This is a genomic window from uncultured Dialister sp. (assembly GCA_900314595.1).
Classification (GTDB): Bacteria; Bacillota; Negativicutes; order Veillonellales; family Dialisteraceae; genus Dialister.
The window spans coordinates 90,463-112,791 of record OMVW01000001.1; the positions used below are offsets into that span (position 1 = coordinate 90,463).

Here is a 22,329-nt window from a genome sequence, read left to right on the forward strand (position 1 = left end):
CCCGTCGTGGTCTCTAAACTGAAACAGCTGTGGTGTTTAATGCTCGTTTTTGCGGTTTGTAATATTGCCATTGCTGTACTTGTATATCAGTCTGAAAATGCGGAACCGGCTTTCGAAGAAGTACTTCCGATAGCAGCGAAAGATGTTTACTCTATCGGTATTCTCCAGTCTGCCGATTTGGCTGAGCAGGACAAGATGACTGATGGGGTTCTTGCGGCCCTTTCTGTAGAAGGGTATCGAAAAGGCGAACATGCCAGAATCGATATCGTGAGAGCCGGAGGCAACGAAAAGAAGCTGGAAGCAGGCGTAAAGAAATTTGTCCGTGATAAAAAGGATCTCATCATCGCTATCGGTACCGATTCTGCCAAAGCTGCTGCCAAAGTAACCAGATCCATTCCGGTAGTGGGTGTAGGCGTCATGAATTTCAAAAAGGATGAAGCCTTTGAAAATGCAGGAAATATGACAGGCATTACCGATAATCCGCCTGTTTTGACACAGATCAGGACGGCAGCCAGATGTTTCCCGATTAAGAATCTTGGCATTCTGTACAATCCGTCTGATGATGTTGTGGTGCTCCAGCTCAATATTCTTCGCGCTGTAGCGGAACGGAAGGGAATTCATCTGTATGAAATTTCCTATGATCCATCAAAGCTGGCATCCCCACAGATTCATAAACTGGTAGGCCATGTAGATGCCGTGTATGTTCCGGAAGATCCGGACCTGCTTACCCACTTTGATGAAATCGTGAAAATGATGACAGAAGCTTATATCCCAATTATTGGTGAACAGTCTGAAATGGTGCGCCGCGGCGCTGTTCTTTCCGTATCTCCCGGTTATTACCGTATGGGTTTCAGCGGCGGGAAAATAGCAGCCCGTCTGCTTAAAGGAAACATCATTCCTGAAGAGATTCCTATCGTAAAACAAATAGATCCGGATATAGTGATCAATATGAAACAGGCAAATAAACTGAATATCGGGCTCCCCGGAGATTTATGGCAGAGGGCAAGAAAGCTCTATCTTTATGACGGACAGCCCGCAAGACCCTGATGATTTCAGTATTATTTTTGAAGAGAGGAATTTAAATGGTAGACTTGGCAATTTCTACGGTTGCGCAGGGGATTATGTGGTCCATACTGGCAATCGGTGTATTTCTTTCTTTCCGCGTACTTGATGTACCGGACATGACCTGTGAAGGTAGTTTCCCATTGGGCGGTGCTATTGCGGCAACTCTGATTGCCGGTGGTTATTCCCCCTGGATTGGTATCATTGCCGGTGCGGCAGGTGGTCTTATTGCAGGAGCGGTAACCGGTGTACTTTATACCAAGCTGAAGATACCGGCAATCCTGGCAGGGATTCTTTCCATGATCGCCCTGTATTCCATTAACCTTCATGTGATGGGAAAAGCCAATATTTCCCTGCTTCGAATCGATACGATTTTTACCGTGACGGCGCAGGCACTTCATGTAAGCCAGTCAATAGCGGCATTTATTGTTCCGACCGTTATTATGGCTGTCATTATCGCTTTTATTTACTGGTTTTTTGGTACGGAACTTGGCATGTGCGTTCGTGCTACCGGTTTTAATCCACAAATGGTTCGTGCCCAGGGTGTAAATACGGATACCATGATTATCATGGGACTTTTTATTTCCAATGCATTGATTGGTCTCTGCGGCGCGGTAGTAGCTCAGAATAACGGGTTTGCTGATGTAGGCATGGGGATCGGTACTATCGTAATCGGCCTTGCCTCCGTTATTATTGGCGAAGTAGTTCTTGGGGCCGACAGCTTTTCTGCATCCCTGGCTGCTGTTGTCGTTGGTTCTATTATTTACCGCCTTGTCATTGCTGTTGTTCTCTATCTCGGTATGCCGCCAAACGATCTGAAGTTATTTACCGCAATTCTTGTCATGCTCTGCCTGGCAGCACCAATGATCAAGGGGAAAGTCAATCTGGGGAAGGAAGGCTAAGGCTATGCTTAAAATCAATAACATCAGTAAAACCTTCTTCAAAGGCACGACGAATGAGAAAAAGGCTCTCAGCAATGTATCTCTTAATTTGGAAGAAGGCGATTTCTGTACGGTCATCGGAAGTAATGGCGCAGGTAAAAGTACACTTCTGAATTCCGTAGCCGGTGTATTTCCTTTGGATTCCGGAACTATTGAAATCAATGGCCATGATGTAACAAAGGTAAAAGAATTCCAGCGGGCCAAATATATTGGACGCGTTTTTCAGGATCCCCTGAAAGGGACAGCTGCCGGTATGCAGGTGGAAGAAAATTTGATTATAGCTTCCCGCAGAGGTCAGAGCCGCCGACTTCGCTGGGCTTTTTCTGCCGGAGACCATGAACGTTTCCATGATATGGTAGCAAGACTTGGACTCGGTCTGGAAGACCGTCTTGGGACAAGAATTGGACTTCTTTCCGGCGGCCAGAGACAGGCGCTAACCCTTCTTATGGCAACCCTTAAAAAGCCTGATATTCTCCTTTTGGATGAACCGACTGCGGCATTGGATCCAAAGACTGCATCTAAAGTGCTTGAAATTACGGATACCATCGTTCATGAGCAGCATCTGACCACCCTTATGATTACTCATAACATGAAGGATGCCCTGAAATATGGCAATCGCCTGATTATGATGAATAGCGGTACTATTATTGCTGACTATACGCCGGAAGAAAAGAAGCAGCTCACCATTGATGACCTCCTCAGGAAATTCGAAGAAAACTCCGGAGCCATGAGCGATCGTGTACTTCTCGGTTGATAGAAAAATCCTGTTTCCTGCCATATGCGGAGAACAGGATTTTTTGAATGTAACAAAATTTTCATTTCATCCTTGCCAAATAGCCGGGAGAACTGTATAATAACATTCGTGTGAACTGTATCTCAGTCCATCGCATCTCCGGCGAAGACCCTGATACAGCAATTTAATCTTTTACAGGAGGCTTATTATGTTAACACCGGAAGTAAAAAAAGAAGTTATTGATCAGTTTGCTGTTCATGAAGGCGACACCGGATCTCCGGAAGTTCAGATTGCAATCCTTTCCAAGAGAATTGCTCTCCTCACTGAACATCTGAAATCCCACAAGAAAGACCATCATTCCCGCCGCGGACTGCTGAAAATGGTTGGCCAGCGCAGAAATATGCTTGATTATCTCCGCCGCAAGGATATTGAACGTTACAGAGCACTGGGCGAAAAACTCGGTCTCCGTCTGAAATAAGTTCTTTAACGACAGCTATGGAAACAAATGATTTCCATAGCTGTTTTTATATCCCAAATAGCTCTTGTGATTCATGGTGGAAATAATATATAATATAAAAATACGTGAAAAAGGAATTTATTTATTACAGGAGGAATAGAAATGTTTAAAACATTTCAAATGGATCTTGTCGGTCGTCCGCTGATTATTGAAACCGGTAAAATGGCCAAACAGGCTAATGGTGCTGTACTTGTCAGGTATGGGGATACAGTAGTTCTTGTGGCGACTACTGCCAGCAAGGAACCGCGGGAAGGTTCTGACTTTTTCCCGCTTACCGTTGATTATGAAGAAAAGATGTATGCTGTGGGTAAAATGCCTGGCGGTTTCCTGCGTCGTGAAGGACGTCCTGGAAATTCTGCCATCCTGAATGCCCGTCTGATTGATCGTCCGATCCGTCCTCTTTTTGATAAAAGATGTCGTAACGATATTCATGTTGTAGCAACCGTTCTTTCTGTTGATTATGATAATGCTCCTGAACTTTGCGGTATGCTGGGGGCTTCTCTTTCTATTGCTATTTCTGATATTCCCTGGGACGGTCCGATTGCCGGCGTCCGCATCGGTCGTGTCAATGGTGAATTCGTAGTAAATCCGACTCAGGAACAGCTCGCTGAATCTTCCATGAATGTCACTGTTGCCGGTTCTGAAGAAGCTATTATGATGGTTGAAGGCGGAGCTAATGAAGCACCGGAGGAAGAAGTTCTCGATGCCATCATGTTTGGTCATGAAGCTATCAAGGAAATCTGCCGCTTTGAAAAGAAGATTATTGCGGAAGTGGGCAAGCCAAAGCGTACTCTTGTATTCCCGGAAATCCCGAAGGAAATCGAAACAGCTGTCAAAGAATATGCCACTGAAGATTTGAAAAAGGTGATTTTTGATGCGCAGAAACTCAGAAGAGATGGAAATATCGAAACAGTAAAGAAAGCAGCCATGGAGCACTTTGCCGAGATTTTCCCGGATCATGGTGCAGATGTGGCAGAATGCCTGGATCATCTGACAAAACAGATCGTAAGAGACAGTATCTCCAATGAAGGAATTCGTCCGGATGGAAGAAAACTTACCGAAATCCGTCCGATTACCTGCGAAGTAGGTATTCTTCCCCGCGTGCATGGCAGCGCTCTCTTTACCCGCGGTGAGACTCAGGCTCTTTCTGTAACTACCCTGGCTCCCATGTCTGAAACTCAGATTATTGATGACCTGACTCCTGAAACGGAAAAGAGATATATTCATCAGTACAATTTCCCATCTTACTGCGTAGGGGAAACAAAAGGTTCCCGTGGACCGGGTCGTCGAGAAATCGGTCATGGCGCTCTGGCTGAAAGAGCACTCCGCCCGGTTATTCCGACGGTGGAAGAATTCCCGTATGCTATCCGGGTAGTTTCTGAAATTCTTGAATCCAATGGTTCTTCTTCCCAGGCTTCTGTCTGCGGCAGCACGATGTCCCTCATGAATGCAGGTGTTCCGATTAAGGCTCCGGTAGCAGGTATTGCTATGGGGCTTATCGAAAATGGTGGGAAGTTCAGCATTCTTTCTGATATTCAGGGTATGGAAGATGCACTGGGCGATATGGACTTCAAGGTAGCCGGGACTGCCAAAGGTGTTACGGCCATTCAGATGGATATCAAAGTTCACGGCCTTTCCCGCGACATTCTTCTGGCTGCACTGAAACAGGCTCATGAAGGAAGACTTCACATTCTTGGCAAGATTGCGGAATGCATTGAAAAACCGGCAGAACATCTTTCTCCCTATGCTCCCAAAATTATCGCCATCACGATTCCTGTTGAAAAGATTCGTGAAGTTATTGGTGCCGGCGGAAAGACTATCAACAAGATTCAGACCGAAACCGGTGCGAAACTGGATGTGGAAGAAGACGGTCATGTTTATATTTCCTGCACTGATGAGGCTGCAGCACTCAAGGCAAAGAAAATCGTGGAAGGCCTTACCCATGAAGTACAGGCAGGGGAAACCTACCTTGGTAAAGTTACACGCCTTATGAAATTTGGCGCTTTTGTTGAAATTCTCCCTGGCAAGGAAGGCCTTGTTCATGTATCCCAGCTCGCTCTCCAGCGCGTGGAAAAGCCGGAAGACATCGTTCATGAAGGTGATGAAATCATGGTTAAGGTGACTGAAATCGATGATAAAGGCCGCATCAACCTTTCCCGCAAAGCTCTTCTTCTGGAAAAGAAAAACAAATGAGAACAAGAGGATTTGAAGTTGTAAGTTCCTGGGAAGGGAAAGGCATCCACATTCCAGTGAGAAAAACTGCAGGCAGTGCAGGTTATGATCTGGAAATTGCCGCTGATGCAGATGTTCTGCCGGGAAGAGTTACCCTTCTTCCGACAGGTCTTAAAGCCTATATGGCGGAAGGCGAATATCTGGCCGTTCATATCCGTTCCAGCATGGCTATCAAACATGGACTGGTTCTGATTAACAGTACTGGCATTATTGATGCCGATTATTACAATAATCCGGACAATGAAGGACATATTATGGTAGCCGTCTATAATACTGGTTCTTCTGTATTTCATATTTCCAAAGGCGAAAGGGTGGCGCAGGCGATCTTTACCTGTTATCTCAAAGCTGATGAAGATTGTGCGGAAGGTGTCCGCACCGGTGGTGTGGGCAGTACGGGCAGCTGAAGTTCTTTTATGGTAAAAAATAGCGGGGACAGAGTCTCCGCTGTTTTTAAAAGGGGCATATGTATGAGCATTGAAAAAGAAAAACTTCTTCAAAGAAATGAAATTTACGATGGCCAGATTATCCATGTTTTTAAGGATCAGGTAGAACTGGCCGGCCGGAAAACAGTACGGGAAGTCATTCTTCACTGCGGCGCTGCGGCCATCATTCCGGTAACGGATGATGGAGAGGTTCTTTTTGTCAAACAGTATCGTTATCCTGTAGAGGAAGCATTGTTGGAAATACCGGCTGGGAAAATGGATCCGGAAGAAACGCCTGATGAATGTGCTCTGAGGGAACTGGAAGAAGAAACTGGTTATACGGGCAGACTGGAGAAGCTTGGGTATGTGTATACTACTCCTGGCTTTTGCAATGAAACGATTCATCTATACCTGGCTACGGAGCTTGTTCATAAAAAGCAGCATCTTGATGAGGGAGAATTTTTGGATGTAATCCGTATTCCTTTAAAGAAAGTATGGGATATGGTGAGAAAAGGACAGATTTATGATGCAAAAACTCTTTCTGCCTTTGCCATGGCTCATGACAGGCTCGTTCTCTAAGAAAATATTTTTATCGTAATCAGTTAAAGAGCAGGAATCTCGAATGATTTGAGATTCCTGCTCTTTATTTCGTATAATTCAGACTGAAGAGGATTATCCTTCAAAAATAGTTTATTGAATTATGGCATACACCTTTTTCATATTAAAAGCCCGGGTTATACGGAGAAGGAACTATTGAAACCGGTCTGTTCTATGAAAATTAAGGACCATCTATACTGTGGTCAGGATAAGATCTAAAAATTCAAAATTGAACTAATGAAAGGTGACGCCTACATATTTTCAAATTTTTATAAAATCTTTTTATTGGTATTTGTTTATAGCCAGCTTTAAAATTTCAATGAAAATAGTATAATATAATAGATGTATTAATTAAAAATATAAGGCGTTTTCAATTTGTTATCCTGTTCATTTAATCCTTCGCATTTAATTACCAATTAGATAACTGAGAAAGATACGGATTCATGAAGAGGATTTGTTATAAGTAAGAAAAGAGGCATTTATGGATATTAAAATTGTATACATGACAAATCATGACAGGCGATATGCAGCTATCAGGAAGGCCTGTGACCTGCTCCAGGAGGATGGGCGCATTTCTGATCTCTGTATTCCCGTTTTTCTGGAAAAAACCAGCGACTGGAATTTTTCCTGGGAAAGGAAAATGAAGGGGTCCTCTCTTGTCATGGTGCATTTGATGAAGAATGCCCTGAAGTCTTCTTTCTGGCAGGATTGCAAGAGATATCTGGATCAGCATGGTATTCCATACTTTGTTGATGCAGTGGACGAGGGAACTGCGGAACACAGTGAATCCATAACTGATGAGATGATGAAATGTTTCCGTGAGTACTGCCTCTATGGCGGTATGGAAAATTTCAAAAATCTCTGGCTTTATGCCAATTCTCTCTTTGACCCATCCATAGAAAAACCTGAAAAACCGGAGCCCTTTGCCTGGTCCGGAATTTATGACAGGGGTGATGAGAATCTTTTCACTACGGACCGCGATGGATTCCTGGAAAGATATTGCACGGGAAATAAGCCGGTTATTGGTCTCCTGTTTTATCGTGAAGAATGGATCTGGGGTGACCTTGCATACCAGAATGCTTTCATCGATGAAGCTGAAAAACAGGGATACCATGTTATTCCTGCCTTTGCCAATGCCAGCCCGGATACCTCTGCCGGGATGCCTACCCTGATGGAGGTGCTGGACAATTATTTTATGAAAGATGGAAAACCTGTCATTGATGCTCTCGTAAGCACCATGAAGTTTTCGCTGACCGGTACAGGCAAAGCAAGTCTGGATAAATTTAAAGAACTCGGTGTTCCTCTCCTTGATGCTTATACGCTCCTGGTTTCGGAAAAGGAGTGGCGTGACAATAAGGAAGGTTTGAATTCCATTGAAACATCCATTGCGGCTGCCATGCCGGAACTGGATGGCTTTATTCACGGTGTCCCGATTGCAGGAAGAGTCCGCAAAGAAGACGGCACTGTGGAATTTGTACCGATTCTCGAACGAATCGGCCGCATGGTCAGCAAGGCAGGTAAATGGGCCTCTCTGCACCGATTGCAGAATAAGGATAAAAAGATTGCCATTATTTTCCATAACTATCCTGCAAAGAATTCCAATATCGGCAGCGCTTCCGGTCTTGATACTATGGAAAGTACAATCCGACTTATGAACCGGATGAAGGAGGAGGGCTATACGATTGATTTTATCCCCGAGAGCACGGATAAATTTATTGAGCTCATGACTTCCCATGCTACCAATGATATTTCCATGATGACCGAAGAGCAGGCAGAAGAGTGCCAGAAACTTTCGGCAAAAGAATATATTGATTTCTTCCATACTCTGGGGGGCGATGCTCAGAAACGGATGGAAGATGAATGGGGCAAGGCACCGGGCGAGGTTATGATTTCTGAGAAGGGAAATATTCTTGTTCCCGGGACCATGGATGGCAATCTTTTCCTGACGGTACAGCCGTCCCGTCAGTATGGCATGGATCCTTCCAAAGCCTATCATGATCCTTATATCGCACCAACTCATCAGTACCTGGCTTTCTATTACTGGCTTCGTAACGTATGGAAGGCAGATGCTGTCATCCATATGGGGACCCATGGCAATCTGGAATGGCTGCCGGGCAAGAGCGTAGGCCTTGATGAGGAAAGTTATCCTGATATCGCTCTTGGCGACCTTCCCAATATTTATCCGTACCATATGACAATTACCGGCGAGGGCATGATTGCAAAAAGACGTGCTGCCGGATGCCTGATTGGCTATATGCCTGCACCGGTTTCCGATGCCGGGGCCTATGATGAAATCAGTGAACTGGAAAAAACGATGGATGAGTATGCTCATCTCAAAGAAACGGGAAATGATGTTTCCGATATGGAAAAGCCCCTGCTCGAACTGGTTCAGAAGGCAAAACTTGAAAATGATGTGCCCCGGGGCGAAGATGAATCCTTCGATGATTATGTATCTGATTTGCACAACTATATAGAAGAATTAAAAGACAGTGAAGTGCATGTGGGCCTGCATATTCTTGGACAGCCACTGGAAGGGGATCTTCTGATTGATGGTATTCTGCAGCTTCTCCGCCTTTCCAATGAAAAGATTCCATCCATTTATGATCTCTGGGCCGAGAAGTACGACACTACTCTTGATACGATTCAGACCCATGCTTCAGAAATCGATGAAGCGCAGAACTGCACCTACAGTGAACTTATGTCTCGTATCCGTAAAGAAACGAGAAAGGTCATTGAGACTTTGAATAAAGCAGGATTCAATGACTCGGCAGCTGCCGAAGCCATGAACCTTCCTGAAACTGAGGGTACCGAATCCTGGAGAGTGAAGCTGAAACAACTTCTTGATTTCGTAATTACTGAAATTTATCCTCGTATTGCAAAGACTACTCAGGAACTTGATCATACACTGGATGCGCTGGACGGCCGCTATGTGGAACCGGGGCCATCCGGTTCCCCAAATGCAGGTGGTGTCAATCTGCTGCCATCGGGACGAAATTTCTATGGTGTAGACCCGAGAACGATGCCTTCTCCTGCCGGCTGGCAGCTGGGCGTCAAACTTGGGGACCGCATGATTGAAAAGTTCATTGCAGATCAGGGTAAATATCCGGAAAATATCGGTATGGTTCTATGGTCCGGGCCCAATATGCGCTCTTCCGGCCAGGATATCGCTGAATTCCTTTACATGCTGGGGGTGCGGCCGGTATGGCAGAAAGGCAGCCTCCGTATTAACGGTCTTGAAATTATTCCTCTGAAAGAATTGAAACGTCCGAGAATTGATGTGACCGGCAGAATCAGTGGCCTTTTCCGCGATACTCTGCCACAGTTGGCAGAACTCATGGATGATGCTGTTCTGCTCGCTGCATCTCAGGATGAATCGGATGAGGACAATTTTGTTAGAAAACACATTAAAGAAGACACCAAAATGATGACTGATGAAGGTGTCGATGCAGATGATGCCTGGCGCAATGCGGCATTCCGTATTTTCGGCGATGCTCCAGGAACCTATGGAGCGGGAGTCAATACAGTCCTTGATTCCAAAAACTGGCAGAATGAAAATGATCTGGCAAGCATCTATGTACGCTGGGGCGGCCATGTATTTGGCGGCGGAAACAGGGGTACTTTCAAACCGGAATTGTTCAAGAAACGTTTGGCTTCACTTGATCTCACTGTTAAGAATGAAGAAAACCATGAAAGTAATATTTTGAGTTCTGATGACTATAACGCTTTTCATGGCGGCATGATTGCTGCAGTCAAGAGCCTGGGCGGCAAGACGCCACAATCTTATGTAGGCGACAGCACCAATCGTTCCGCTGTGGGCGTAAAGACTGTGCAGGAGGAAATGAAGCGGGTATTCCGTACTGAATCCATGAACCCGAAATATATTGAAGGCCTTATGAAACATGGATATAAGGGTGCAACGGATCTGGCAAATCGTCTGTCTATCAGTTTCCAGTGGGATGCTACCAGTGGTGTCATGGATGACTGGATGTACGACCAATATGCAAAAAAATATGCACTGGATCCCAAGATGCAGCAGTGGATGAAAAAAGTCAATCCATGGGCACTTCAGAATATTGCAGAAATACTTCTCGAGGCTGATCAGAGAAAAATGTGGAATGCAAATGATGAGATGAAGGATGAACTCCAGCAGCTTTATCTTTCTGTAGAAGGTGAACTGGAAGATGATGGAGATGACGACGAATAATCTGCCGCCTATCCGGATGCTTGTGCTTACGCTGACCGGCCGCTGTAATTTCGCCTGTCGATATTGTTATGCATCGGAAGTAGATCAGGTGGATATGGATGATGATATCGCCTGCAGGGCAGTCCTGATGGCAGGCGAATCGGGAGAGCGTTTTCTCCTCCAGTTTTCCGGGGGTGAACCGCTATTACGTTTTCCATTAATCAGGAAACTTGTAAGCCTTGTGGAAACGCACCATTTCGATGCGCAGATGCAGGTGCAGACGAACGGTTCTCTTCTGACAAAAGATATCGGACGGTTTCTCTTTGATCACAATGTGGGGATTGGCATATCCTGTGATGGGAGACCATCTGTCATGGACAGGACAAGGATTATGAAAGATGGCAGTTCTTCTTCCAAGGCAGCTGCTTTCGGCTTTAGAAATCTGGCACAGCAGGGAATTGGGACCGGGGTGACCTGCGTCGTTACTGACGATATGGTCAAAGAACTTCCCGGAATTGCAGATATGGCTCATTTCTATGGTAATGTCCATCAGGTGGGGTTTGATATCCTTCGTGAACAGGGGAGAGGAAGTGCGCTTCATGAACCTTCACCGGAGGATATGACAAAAGCCCTGGAAGCTGTGTATAAAAGAATGCATATGCTTGAACAGGTGACCGGCAGGCATATCCATTTTACTCAGGAAGACCGGGTTTACCGGCTTGCCCATACCGGGAAATATGATTTTCCCCAGTGTTACGCTATGAATGGCGAGGCTGCCTTTATCGATGTACATGGTTATATTTACGCCTGCTCTTCCCTTATGGGAAGGGAAAAATACCTGCTTGGGACTGTCGATTCCGGTAGGGATCCTGAAAAAGTGAGGGAAGTAGGCGCATTTATAAAAACGGCAATGAAAGAGTGCCGCAGTTGTAAATATTTTCCCCTTTGTGGGGGCGGTTGTTTTTCCCGCTGGCTTGATAGGGATGGAAACGTTCGGCTTTCCGAGGCTGAGTGCGCCATGAAAAAATTCTTTATCAGGAAATATCTGGAAAAGCAGAAGGAGGATTTATGAAAAGACAGGGAACATTCCCATTTACTGCCATTATAGGGCAGGACACAATGAAAAAAGCGCTGGTTTTAAATGTGGTTAATCCGCGTCTGGGAGGCGTCCTCATTCAGGGCGAAAAAGGAACCGCAAAGTCCACTGCCGTTCGTGCACTGGCGGATCTTCTTCCACCAAGAAAATGCATAAAAGGCTGCCGTTTCCACTGTGATCCTGATGACAGGGCAAACTGGTGCGATGAGTGTCATGAAAAATACGACCATGAAGAACCGCCAGTTGAAATGCTTCCGATGAAAGTAGTAGAACTTCCTGTAAGTGCTACCGAAGACCGTGTAGTAGGTACACTTGATATCGAAGCAGCTATCCGTGAAGGGAAGAGATCTTTTGAAACGGGTATTCTGGCAGACGCAAACAGAAACATTCTTTATGTGGATGAAATCAACCTGCTTGACGACCATGTTGTCGATGTTCTCCTGGACTCTGCAGCCATGGGCATCAACACTGTAGAACGTGAGGGTATTTCTTATTCTCATCCGGCCCGTTTCTCTCTTGTAGGAACCATGAACCCTGAAGAAGGGGATATCCGTCCTCAACTCCTTGACCGTTTTGCACTTTCTGTAAAGGTAGTAGGTGAACAGGATCCTGAAAAACGGGCTGAAATCATCAAGAGAAGACTGGCTTATGAAGCAGATCCGGAACCATTCCTGGAACATTGGAAAGAAGAACAGGCGAAAGAAGTGCGCAGGATTGAAAGAGCCATGAAGCTCCTGCCACAGGTTACCGTATCCAATGATATCCTCCTTCTGGCTGCCAAGATTTCCATTACTCTTGGTGTCGATGGTCACCGTGCAGATATCACTTTGATTAAGACAGCAGAAACCATTGCTGCAGTTGCCGGTCATACGGAAGTAACAAAAGAAGATATCCGGGAAGCATCCAGACTTGCACTGCCGCATCGTATGAGACGTCGTCCATTTGAGGAACAGACCCTTGACTGGTCTGACGTGGACAAGGTCATTGACGATGAAGCGTAATGTATTTCCTTTTGCTGCTATCTGCGGCATGGAAAAAGCCAAAGAAGCCATATTGCTTGCCTTGATTAATCCTTATGCAGGCGGCCTTCTGCTATCGGGTGAGAAAGGGACAGGTAAGTCTACATTGGTCAGGAGTGCCCGAGAACTGATTCATACGCCCTGGGTGGAAATTCCGATCAGTATCACAGAAGACAGGCTCTTTGGTTCCATCGACACAGAAGAAGCAATCCGCAGCGGTCATAAAAAGCTCCTTCCCGGGCTTATCGACGAGGCGGATCAGGGAGTTATCAATATTGATGATGTGAATCTTTTGAGGGACGATCTTCTTTCAGCTGTTTTAAATATTCGTGAAGCCGGTGGTTATCGTCTGGAAAGAGATGGCCTTTCAGAGCAGAGAGATACTCAGTTTACGGTTCTCGCCGTAATGAATCCGGAAAGTGGTACTCTTTCTGCCTCTTCTCTCGACCGGTTTGGCCTTTTCGCATCTACTGATGAAGACCTGGATGATGATACCAGACTGGAAATTATCAGAAGGGTTCTTGAATTTGAAAGAGATGGAATCGCATATCAGAAAAAATGGGAATCTGAAACCGAGAAACTGCGCAAACAGCTTGCTGATGCCAGAGAGGCTTTGAAGAACGTAGAAGTGTCACCGGCCATGATTCAGCTTGCTGCAGTTTATACGCTGAAAGCCCATGTGGCAGGTCACAGAGCAGATATTTACCTGATTGAAGCTGCCAAATCAGAAGCTGCGCTTCAAGGCAGGAAATATGTGCTTCCTAAAGACCTCGAAAAGGCAGCTGAATTTGTTCTTCCTCACCGTATGAGAAAGGCTGAGGAATCTCAGCAGAGTCAGCCGCAGGAAACAGAGCAGCCCCAGAATCAGCCTCCGGAGGAAGAAAATAATTCCCGTGAAGAGCAGCAGAATCAGCCGGCACCGGAAAATGAATTCAGCCATCCGCCGGAAGCTCAGCCTCCACAGACCGATACGGAGGATGCTGAGGATGGTAATGATCAGCAGAATCTGGAAAACTCTCAACTTTCCAATCCACGGGGGCAGAGCCGTGAAAGAATCGATGATGCTGATCTTCGCGTACAGCTCCCGCCTATGTGGATTGAACCTTCCAAGGACAGGAAGCCAAAGAAAGGAAGCGGAAAACGCAGCCTGACCATGACAGATCTCATGCAGGGCCGTTATGTCAGGGCGGAAATGCCGAAAGCCAAGACTTCGGATATCGCCTTCGATGCTACCCTTCGTGCTGCGGCCCCCTACCAGAAGGCCAGACCTTCCAATGGCTGTGCCGTAGTGATTCGTAAAGAAGACCTCAGAAGCAAAGTCCGTGAGAAACGGACAGGAAATATTTTCCTCTTTGTTGTGGATGCCAGTGGTTCCATGGGAGCCAGGGAACGGATGAAAACGGTTAAAGGGGTTATTTTCAAAATTCTTCTTGACGCTTATCAGAAACGTGACCGTGTTGGAATGGTGGCTTTCAGAAAAAAGCAGGCGGAAGTCCTTCTTCCTGTTACCCGTTCCGTGGATTTTGCACAGAAAAAACTGGCGACAATGCCGACTGGCGGCAAGACACCTCTTGCAAAAGGACTTTTGAAAGCGGAAGATGTGCTTGATATGCTTTATCGGCAGGATGCTAATCAGGATCCCGTCATGATCCTGATTACCGATGGTCGTGCTACCAGTCCGCTAAACAAGGGAACCAATCCGGTTACCGATGCGCTGGAGGAAGCAAAACGGATTGGCCGCCGGAATATTCCTGTTGCAGTAATTGATACGGAATCTGGTTTTATCAAGCTGGGATTGGCGAAGAAACTGGCGAAAGCCATGGGTGCTTCTTATTTCCAGGTTGACAAGATTACGGAAGATCAGCTGCTTCATATCTGGAGAACTGCGGCAAATATGTAATTTCAGACGGATGGCAGCGGTCTTTAACTTTATTTTTACTGACAGGCATTTTGCATGGAATGGTATAATATTATTTATACATCACAGGCATTCCTGAAATCTGTCTATTTTGATACAGCAACCCCGGTGCATTTTTGTACCGGGAGTTTGCTGTCTTTTAATCCGGTTTACCTTGCGGCTATCTTATTGGAAATCCCGAAACTGATGCTTATTCTGTACTGAGGTACTTATGACTAAAAAAATAATTCTGCTTCTGGCAGCCATAATTTTATATTTCTGTCCAGTAACGGGAGCGGCGGAGGAATCTATACGACTCGATCTTCAGTACCCTTACAGCCTGACTCCTGACGAAAAAGCAGAAGTTTATCCCGGAAGTACCCAGCTTCTTTATATTTCCATAGAAAATTTTAATAATCCTGTGAAAATTCCTGCGCATACTATTATTGATCTGCCTGAAGGTCTTTCTGCACGAAGTGGAAACGGCTGGGCTTTGGAAAATAAAGGTCGTCGGATTATTCTGGACAGACTTTTGCCGGCGAATTATGGTCAGGATTTTGAAGCGGTTCCTGTAGAATCATCCTCTGACATTTCTGCCGGTACGATTGCAGCCCATCTGGAGGGAACGGATTTCGAGGCAGCTGCAGAAACCCGGTTTGATATCGGCAATCCGGTGAAAGGGATGTCATCTGCCCCGGCCGCCAGGGAATCCTGGTACATTCAGGGAACAGCACTTCCGGTGGATGAATCGGGTAATGTTGACTCCCGTAAGACTGACGGGACTATTGTAGTTCCGGATGTAACACTGGAAAATATGAAAACCAGGCTGACAGGCGGTTCCGCTGCCGACTGGACTGCCCTGATTTCCAAACCGGTATCATATATTCTTCTTGACATGAGGAATCCACAAAAAGACCAGGTCAGTGTTCATTTCTGTGCCGAACTTGTGGACCGGGGGACCGGTCAGGCACGCACAGGTCTTATTTCTGCTTCCGGCGAAGAAAACCAGTCATTTGCGGATACCGAAAGCAATGCTACGGAATCCCAGTTTTATCTGAACGGGAATAAAATGCAGACGGTGGTGATTCCCCTTTATGCAGATCCTTTTTCGATTAATGAAGGAGATTATGGGCTGAAAATCACATTGAGTGACGGTGATATGGATAAGGTTACGGAAATACCGCTGACCGTCATAAAAAGCAGGAATGTAGGAATTATTTCGCTGGGATTTGCTTTACTGTGCCTTCTGATTGTCATTCTTTCCTTCAAAAAAATTAGAATGGTCATTATCCGCATTGGAGCCCGCGGCGATATAGCAGTTGCTCTTTTTGCAGCCATGGCTTTTGGAAGTGTGGTTGTGCCAGTTACTTTAATAGGTGACTTCCTGCACGTGATTCTAGGGCCTTTTTCCGGTCTTGTGACGGGGCTTCTGAGCGGGATTCTTCAATACCTGCTTTTGATTTCCCTTCTGGTACTGTTTCGCAAACCGGGGGTGGCAGGATTGTTCTACATCATTCGCTGGCTCCTTTCTGCAATCCTTTTTGGTCGGGTAACGCCGGTAGGTATTCTTCTATGTGCCATATCTGTTGTTGTCATAGAGGGAGTTCTGCAAATTGCCGGATTTTATAGAAAGTCGGAAATTTCCTTTAGGTTTGGGCTGTTTATTTCTTTGATGATTGGCCTGTGTGATGCCGGCATTACTTTTATCAATATGCAGCAGCTTATGCTTTTTTACCGTATGTACTATGCGGACTGGTTCGTTGCTTTATACATGATCATCAACGGTCTTGTTTATAGTACGATTGGAAGCTTACTGGGATTTAAAATGGGAAACCGCTTGAAGCAGGTGATGGGATCATGATAGTTGATATTCAGGATTTTTCCTGCCGCTACGAAACCAGAAAGGATCCCACGCTGTCTCATATCAGCTTTTCTGCAGCTGAAGGAGAGATGGTACTGATTGCCGGTCTTTCAGGGTGCGGTAAATCCACCCTGATTAAAGCTGTTACCGGCCTCCTTGACGGGGTAGAGACTGAAGGACGCATTTATCTTAACGGTCAGGATGTGGGAAGTCTCAGCGCTGAAGATATCGGACTGACGGCGGGGACTGTCTACCAGACACCGGATGATCAGCTTTTTGCCATGACCATTGAGGATGAAGTTGGATTTGCTCTTGAAAACAGGGGAGAAAGCAAGGAAAAAATAAAATCTGAAGTCGGATATGCATTGGAAAAAGTTGGCCTTGGGGGAATGGAGAAAAAAAGCATCCATGCTCTATCAGGCGGCCAAAGGCAGCGCCTTGCTCTGGCGTCTATTCTTGTGACTCATCCGAAGCTGCTTATTCTGGATGAACCGGTCAGCCAGATGAATCCCAAGGGGGTTCAGGATTTTATCAGACTCCTTCTTGAACTGAACCGGAAAGATCATATGACTATCCTGATGGTGGAACACAGGGTAAATGAACTGGCCCGCTGGTTTCCAAGGCTTTGTGTCATGCATGAAGGGCGCTTCATCTATGATGGGCCTGTTGAAGAAGCCTGGAACAGGATTGAAGATACAGAATCTTATGGCCTTCGGGAACCACAGACAGTCAAGCTCTGTAGAAAACTTGGTCTAAAGCCTGCAACCTCTGATCCTGTAAAACTGAATGCAATGATTAAAGTGGCCCGATTGCCTCTGATTGCCCATGTGCAAGAAAATATTTTGAGGCCCTCTGCTCCTGTTATTTTAGAGGGAAGAAATATCCATTATACTTATCCCGGAAGTGACAGGGAAACCCTGCACGGTCTTGACCTGACAATTCATCAGGGAACAATCAATGTGCTCATGGGATTTAATGGTGCCGGTAAATCAACACTTCTTGATGTTCTGGCAGGACTTGAACATCCAACATCCGGGCAGATTCTTTTCCGCGGAAGACCGGCAGAGCAGGAGAGAAGTCACGTGGGGCTTATGAGGCAGGAGGCAGATCTGATGCTTCTGGCGGATACGGTAGAAGAAGAGCTGACATGGAATAACAGGAATCTTTCTGAAGATGAACTTGAAGGCCTTCTGGAACGGCTTCATGTCAGTCAGTACAGAAAAGATTTTCCTCTTGCACTTTCCAAGGGGCAGCGACTCCGTGTGGTATTAGGCGCAATGCTGGCTAGAAAAGATAATGAACTGCTTCTTCTGGACGAACCGACCACGGGACAGGATCAGAAAAGTCTCCACGAAATAAAGGAGATGCTTTTATATGCCTCATCGGTCGGAAGGACCATATTTATCTGTACCCACGATATCGAACTGGCTTCAGAACTGGCGGATGAAGTATTTGTCATGAAGGAAGGAAATTTCATTGCACAAGGGCGCCCGCATGACATTTTCTCAAACCGGGAATTGATGGAGAAAAGCGGCCTTGCGCTTCCTCCGATGATTGAAGTATCTGAAAAAATTGGTATAGAACCCTGTATTACCATTGAGGAGGTGATGAATCATGTCCTTCAGACAGACCTGGGAGGGCGGCAACGGTGATTCTTTTATTTCCACGCTGGATGGCAGGACAAAATTGTCGGTTCTTTTCCTCTATGCCATCCTGATGGTTGTTGTGGATAATGCGAGAACTTTGTTTATCCTGTTTACACTGACCCTGATATTTCACTTTCTTGGAAGGACGCCGGTTCATCGCTGGAAGGTTCTTTGTATCTTCCTGTTAATGGGCCTATGGGGTTCGATTTCCAGTCAGGCTCTGTTCTTTGCCCAAAATCCCAGGACACCTCTCTTTATGCTGATATCTCCGGATTTTCCGCTTCTAGGTGCATTGACCAAAGGACTCTACATTTATAAAGAGGGAATCATTTACGGAGCTATTCAGGGAATGCGTACTGTTTCCATGATTTCCCTGGGGCTCCTGGTCTGCTGGACAAGTGATCCCAGAAACCTTTTGAAAGCTCTCCGTGAATGGCATTTGTCGCCACAGGCATCTTTTATGCTTGTCACGGCTATCCGTTTTTTCCCAATTTTAGCAGCAGAAGCGGGGGAAGTCATGACGACTCTGCAGCTTCGGAGCGGTTCTTTACAGGGAAGGCACCAGATTTTGCGTCATGTACCCTATATGCTTAAACCACTGCTGGCAAGGTGCCTGAGAAGATCGCAGACACTTTCTCTTTCTGTAACAAGCAGGGGACTATTTCTGGCTAAAGAGCAGAAAGGGGAACTTTGGCGATGGAAGGAAAAATATGCCTGTCTTATTCTGCTTTTATTTACATTTTTTGCAGGTACTGGCAAGCTATTGTACGGTTTATCCCAAAAGGGCATTTATATAGGGGCATTTCGATTCATTTATGACTTGGCGAAGCTATATCTATGAAAACTTTGAAGACTTGGATTATATTCATCATGATGGGGGCGACCTGGGGGATTCTGTTCTGGCTTACCGGCAGTAAGACACCCTGGATGATATTCACAACGCAGGATAAAGATTCCGGAATTGTTGTCAGTCTGGGCGATATGGCAGGACGGAATTATGATCGTATGGGATTTGACGGTGGTCAGATTCTCTATGTTAAAACGGATGGAAGCTGGCTTGTGGGTACGGCAAATGGGGAGTTGCGCCATATTTCTAAAGATGGCAGTGAACTTTGGAACCACTCCGTTGGCAGTGGTCTCATACGTTCTATTGTTATGAGCCCTGATCAAAAAACCGTATATGCCGGTGAGAAGAGTCCGGATGGCTATCTTTATGCTATCAGTGTAAAATCAGGTGATGTACTCTGGAAATATAGAAGTTATGATGTAATCGGCGGTGAGCCTGATATTCGGGCAGATCCGCAGGTTATTCACATATCAATTGATCGGAATGGGAATATATATGCAGCGGCTTATCGATTTACCGTAAATCCAAATGGCCAGCGGTCTTATATCAGTCGTATTCTTTCATTTGATAAAAAAGGAAAGATTCGTTGGAAATTTCCTGAAAACAAGAATATGGATGCCTGGGTAAACTGGGGAGATATATCCGACCATGCAGGGCGATATGCATTTGGAACAGCTAATTATGATAAATCTAAAATTGAGAATTTGGAGTATAATAAAAATATATATGTTTTAGATTATAAGGATGGCAGCCTGATCCATGAGGAGGGAATACCTAAAGCTGAACGTTTTTTATCGGTTACTATGAGGAATGGACCATCTTATTCTCCTGATGGTAAATACCTTGTCACCATTGTCAGCGATGGCAGAGGTATGCTGTTCGATGCTGATGGGCATCTGCTTTGGACAAGAACTATGGCGAAAGCAAAAGAAGTGAATGGGACCTGGTTTTTTGCAGCTGGAAGAGATGCTTTGTTTTCAAATGAAGGAATCCTCTTTGGGACTATCAACACCTTTAGCCGGGATAACTGGCAGACGCCTGCTCCAGTCATTCATCCTTCCAGTAACAGTCTTTTCCTCTTTGATAGGGATGGAAATTATAAATTTAAATATACCGCGAAAGCGGAAATCGAGGAGATAGCTCCGGCTTCGGGTATAGCGGCACTGGCTATAGGCAGAAATGTACGAAACCATAATTACAAGGCGCATGGGGCAGAAATTATTAATCTTAAGGACGGATCAGAACTTAATTTTTATCATACTCAAGGGCCGCTTCAGAGTATTGCCATATCGGATGACGGACGATGGGTGGCTGGGATCGAAGTTCCGGCTGTAACGCCGGAAGGGAGCCTTCTTGGGGCATATCGTCTTCATTTATGGGATAGATTTGAAAGCAGTAAACTATGATTTGAATGGGAAGTGCTTTTGATGATTAAACGTTTTATGCGGTATTACAAACCATACATGACCATATTGATTGGTGTCATTATCGGTACTTTTGTAATGGCCGGTCTGGATCTGATTTTTCCTATTGTAGTCAGAAATTTGATTAACGAAGTGCTGCCGGTGAAAGATATGCACAGGCTTCTGATGGGTTCTGCCGCTCTTCTGGTGCTTTATATTATCAATTTCCTTGTCCAGTATTATGTTCAGTATTACGGACATGTCATGAGCGCGTCTATTGAACATGACATGCGGCGTGATCTTTTCCGGCACATTGAAAGTTTGTCATTCCATTATTTTGATAATGAAAAGACAGGACAGCTTTTATCTCGTATTACCAGTGATATTACGGAAATAAGTGAATTGTCATTCAGAGGTCCTAATGATGTGCTCCTGTGCGGGGTCATTATGGCTGGTACGCTGGTTGTGATGATTTTAATGAACTGGCAACTGGCTCTGTTGATTGGCGCTCTACTTGTTGCAAAAGCATTCCATACAGTTTCCATTAATAAAAAAATGAAAGGTGCTTTTCGAAAGAACAGGGCTGTGGCCGGTGAAGTGGCCGCAAGGGCTGAGGAAAGTCTGTCCGGTATCCGTCTTGTAAAAGCCTTTGCGGAAGAAGATTTTGAATTGGCCCGTTTTGAGGAGAAGAGCAGGGATTTAAGGAATACGAAATTCCATTCTTACAAACTGGTAGGTTATTTTTCCGGAAGCATTAATTTCTTTACGAATTTCATCAACGTAGTTGTTATTCTGGCGGGTGGCTGGATGATTACGAATGAGGAACTTATGCTTTCCGACTTCGTGGCATTCCTCCTTTATGTGAACATCTTTATGCGGCCTGTATTCCGCCTCACTATTCTGGCAGAAGTATATCAGCGCGGGATGGCCGGCTTCCATCGTTTTGAAGAAATCATGCATACGGAACCTTCCATTAAAGATCCGGTGAAACCTCTTTTGCTTGATACTGTGAAAGGGGACATCGGTTTCCATGACCTGTCTTTCGGTTATGATCCGGGAAATCTTATTCTCCACCATCTTGATTTTGATATTCCTGCCGGTAAAACGGTAGCCTTTGTCGGTGAGACCGGGGCGGGGAAGAGCACACTGGTAAGTCTCCTGCTTCGTTTCTATGAACCCAGTGAAGGGTCCATTACGCTGGACAGTCATGATTTGACACAGTTTAATCAGCAGGATCTTCGTCGGAAAATAGGAATTGTGCAGCAGGATGTATTCCTTTTTGGCGATACTATTGCTGAAAATATAGCTTATGGCAGGGAAGGAGCATCGGAAGAGGAAATCCGGCGTGCTGCAAAACTGGCAGCAGCGGATGATTTTATCGGTGCTCTGCCGCATGGTTATCAGACAAAGGTAGGAGAAAGAGGTGTCAAACTTTCCGGAGGGCAGAAACAGAGAATTGCCATAGCTCGTGTGTTCCTTAAGAATCCACCGGTTGTTATTTTTGATGAAGCGACTTCCGCTCTGGATACACAAACGGAGAAAGTCGTACAAAACACTTTGGACAAATTGGCCAAAGACAGAACTACCATTATCATAGCGCACAGGTTGTCTACGGTTAGAAATGCAGATTGCATTTACGTATTGGATCATGGTCATCTGATCGAAGCCGGTAACCACGATCAGTTGATGCTTAAGAAAGGGAAATATTTCGAGCTTTATGAAGCTCAGAAAAAGAAAAAGAATTCCAATGCCGGCGAAGCGGAAAATTGAAGGAAACTATAAAACAGGATTCTCTATCGAATCCTGTTTTTATTTATCAGCCCAAACACTAACATAAAAATGATATAATAACTATATATTTCTTAATTAATGA

At 45.3% G+C, this 22,329-nt stretch carries 16 protein-coding genes; all 16 read left to right on the forward strand.

The annotated features are described in order from the left end of the window. The first annotated feature begins 6 nt into the window (after window positions 1-6). The 16 genes from QZN42_RS00430 (at window position 7) to QZN42_RS00505 (ending at window position 22,226) form a co-directional block, all read left to right on the forward strand. Window positions 7-1,047, forward strand: a complete 1,041-nt coding sequence (locus QZN42_RS00430; RefSeq protein WP_296953571.1) for an ABC transporter substrate-binding protein — start codon at window positions 7-9, stop codon at window positions 1,045-1,047. Window positions 1,048-1,082: 35 nt separating this feature from the next. After that, on the forward strand, window positions 1,083-1,964 hold the full coding sequence (locus tag QZN42_RS00435; protein WP_296953573.1) for an ABC transporter permease: 882 nt from the start codon (window positions 1,083-1,085) through the stop codon (window positions 1,962-1,964). A gap of 4 nt (window positions 1,965-1,968) precedes the next feature. Continuing rightward, window positions 1,969-2,757, forward strand: a complete 789-nt coding sequence (locus tag QZN42_RS00440) for an ABC transporter ATP-binding protein (RefSeq protein WP_296953575.1) — start codon at window positions 1,969-1,971, stop codon at window positions 2,755-2,757. 187 nt (window positions 2,758-2,944) lie between these two features. Next, window positions 2,945-3,214: a 30S ribosomal protein S15 gene (gene rpsO, locus QZN42_RS00445; protein ID WP_363915915.1), complete on the forward strand. Its 270-nt coding sequence runs from the start codon at window positions 2,945-2,947 to the stop codon at window positions 3,212-3,214. Between the two features lie 141 nt (window positions 3,215-3,355). After that, on the forward strand, window positions 3,356-5,446 hold the full coding sequence (locus QZN42_RS00450; protein WP_296953577.1) for a polyribonucleotide nucleotidyltransferase: 2,091 nt from the start codon (window positions 3,356-3,358) through the stop codon (window positions 5,444-5,446). Then, entirely contained in the window at window positions 5,443-5,889 is a 447-nt protein-coding gene (locus tag QZN42_RS00455) for a dUTP diphosphatase (RefSeq protein ID WP_296953579.1), read from the forward strand. Before QZN42_RS00450 ends, QZN42_RS00455 begins: the two co-directional genes overlap by 4 nt. A gap of 63 nt (window positions 5,890-5,952) precedes the next feature. Beyond that, window positions 5,953-6,486, forward strand: a complete 534-nt coding sequence (locus QZN42_RS00460; RefSeq protein ID WP_296953581.1) for an NUDIX hydrolase — start codon at window positions 5,953-5,955, stop codon at window positions 6,484-6,486. A 499-nt stretch (window positions 6,487-6,985) separates the two neighbouring features. After that, window positions 6,986-10,708: a cobaltochelatase subunit CobN gene (gene cobN / locus QZN42_RS00465; RefSeq protein ID WP_296953583.1), complete on the forward strand. Its 3,723-nt coding sequence runs from the start codon at window positions 6,986-6,988 to the stop codon at window positions 10,706-10,708. Then, the gene (locus QZN42_RS00470; protein WP_296953585.1) at window positions 10,686-11,759 is read left to right on the forward strand and encodes a radical SAM/SPASM domain-containing protein; all 1,074 of its coding nucleotides are present in this window, start codon (window positions 10,686-10,688) and stop codon (window positions 11,757-11,759) included. Before cobN ends, QZN42_RS00470 begins: the two co-directional genes overlap by 23 nt. Next, window positions 11,756-12,784 carry an ATP-binding protein gene (locus QZN42_RS00475; RefSeq protein ID WP_296953586.1) on the forward strand — a complete coding sequence of 343 codons (1,029 nt, stop codon included), beginning with the start codon at window positions 11,756-11,758 and terminating at the stop codon, window positions 12,782-12,784. The genes QZN42_RS00470 and QZN42_RS00475 overlap by 4 nt, the downstream gene beginning before the upstream one ends. Further along, entirely contained in the window at window positions 12,741-14,702 is a 1,962-nt protein-coding gene (locus QZN42_RS00480; RefSeq protein ID WP_296953588.1) for a VWA domain-containing protein, read from the forward strand. Before QZN42_RS00475 ends, QZN42_RS00480 begins: the two co-directional genes overlap by 44 nt. 229 nt (window positions 14,703-14,931) lie before the next feature. After that, the gene (locus QZN42_RS00485) at window positions 14,932-16,560 is read left to right on the forward strand and encodes a hypothetical protein (RefSeq protein WP_296953590.1); all 1,629 of its coding nucleotides are present in this window, start codon (window positions 14,932-14,934) and stop codon (window positions 16,558-16,560) included. Further along, window positions 16,557-18,212, forward strand: a complete 1,656-nt coding sequence (locus tag QZN42_RS00490) for an ABC transporter ATP-binding protein (RefSeq protein WP_296953592.1) — start codon at window positions 16,557-16,559, stop codon at window positions 18,210-18,212. The genes QZN42_RS00485 and QZN42_RS00490 overlap by 4 nt, the downstream gene beginning before the upstream one ends. Then, window positions 18,175-19,047: an energy-coupling factor transporter transmembrane protein EcfT gene (locus QZN42_RS00495; protein WP_296953594.1), complete on the forward strand. Its 873-nt coding sequence runs from the start codon at window positions 18,175-18,177 to the stop codon at window positions 19,045-19,047. Before QZN42_RS00490 ends, QZN42_RS00495 begins: the two co-directional genes overlap by 38 nt. Continuing rightward, window positions 19,044-20,459, forward strand: coding sequence for a PQQ-binding-like beta-propeller repeat protein (locus QZN42_RS00500; RefSeq protein WP_296953596.1), 1,416 nt, complete (start codon window positions 19,044-19,046; stop codon window positions 20,457-20,459). The genes QZN42_RS00495 and QZN42_RS00500 overlap by 4 nt, the downstream gene beginning before the upstream one ends. A gap of 21 nt (window positions 20,460-20,480) precedes the next feature. After that, the gene (locus tag QZN42_RS00505) at window positions 20,481-22,226 is read left to right on the forward strand and encodes an ABC transporter ATP-binding protein (protein WP_296953598.1); all 1,746 of its coding nucleotides are present in this window, start codon (window positions 20,481-20,483) and stop codon (window positions 22,224-22,226) included. Window positions 22,227-22,329: the final 103 nt, after the last annotated feature.

What these genes read in the sequence shown, in the direction of transcription:
- QZN42_RS00490 (WP_296953592.1), top strand. Translation starts at nt 16,557, where the DNA reads ATGATAGTTGATATTCAGGATTTTTCCTGCCGCTACGAAACCAGAAAG.
- QZN42_RS00500 (WP_296953596.1), top strand. Translation starts at nt 19,044, where the DNA reads ATGAAAACTTTGAAGACTTGGATTATATTCATCATGATGGGGGCGACC.
- QZN42_RS00505 (WP_296953598.1), top strand. Translation starts at nt 20,481, where the DNA reads ATGATTAAACGTTTTATGCGGTATTACAAACCATACATGACCATATTG.
- rpsO (WP_363915915.1), top strand. Translation starts at nt 2,945, where the DNA reads ATGTTAACACCGGAAGTAAAAAAAGAAGTTATTGATCAGTTTGCTGTT.
- QZN42_RS00460 (WP_296953581.1), top strand. Translation starts at nt 5,953, where the DNA reads ATGAGCATTGAAAAAGAAAAACTTCTTCAAAGAAATGAAATTTACGAT.
- QZN42_RS00440 (WP_296953575.1), top strand. Translation starts at nt 1,969, where the DNA reads ATGCTTAAAATCAATAACATCAGTAAAACCTTCTTCAAAGGCACGACG.
- QZN42_RS00485 (WP_296953590.1), top strand. Translation starts at nt 14,932, where the DNA reads ATGACTAAAAAAATAATTCTGCTTCTGGCAGCCATAATTTTATATTTC.
- QZN42_RS00475 (WP_296953586.1), top strand. Translation starts at nt 11,756, where the DNA reads ATGAAAAGACAGGGAACATTCCCATTTACTGCCATTATAGGGCAGGAC.
- QZN42_RS00495 (WP_296953594.1), top strand. Translation starts at nt 18,175, where the DNA reads ATGTCCTTCAGACAGACCTGGGAGGGCGGCAACGGTGATTCTTTTATT.
- QZN42_RS00435 (WP_296953573.1), top strand. Translation starts at nt 1,083, where the DNA reads ATGGTAGACTTGGCAATTTCTACGGTTGCGCAGGGGATTATGTGGTCC.
- QZN42_RS00470 (WP_296953585.1), top strand. Translation starts at nt 10,686, where the DNA reads ATGATGGAGATGACGACGAATAATCTGCCGCCTATCCGGATGCTTGTG.
- QZN42_RS00450 (WP_296953577.1), top strand. Translation starts at nt 3,356, where the DNA reads ATGTTTAAAACATTTCAAATGGATCTTGTCGGTCGTCCGCTGATTATT.
- cobN (WP_296953583.1), top strand. Translation starts at nt 6,986, where the DNA reads ATGGATATTAAAATTGTATACATGACAAATCATGACAGGCGATATGCA.
- QZN42_RS00455 (WP_296953579.1), top strand. Translation starts at nt 5,443, where the DNA reads ATGAGAACAAGAGGATTTGAAGTTGTAAGTTCCTGGGAAGGGAAAGGC.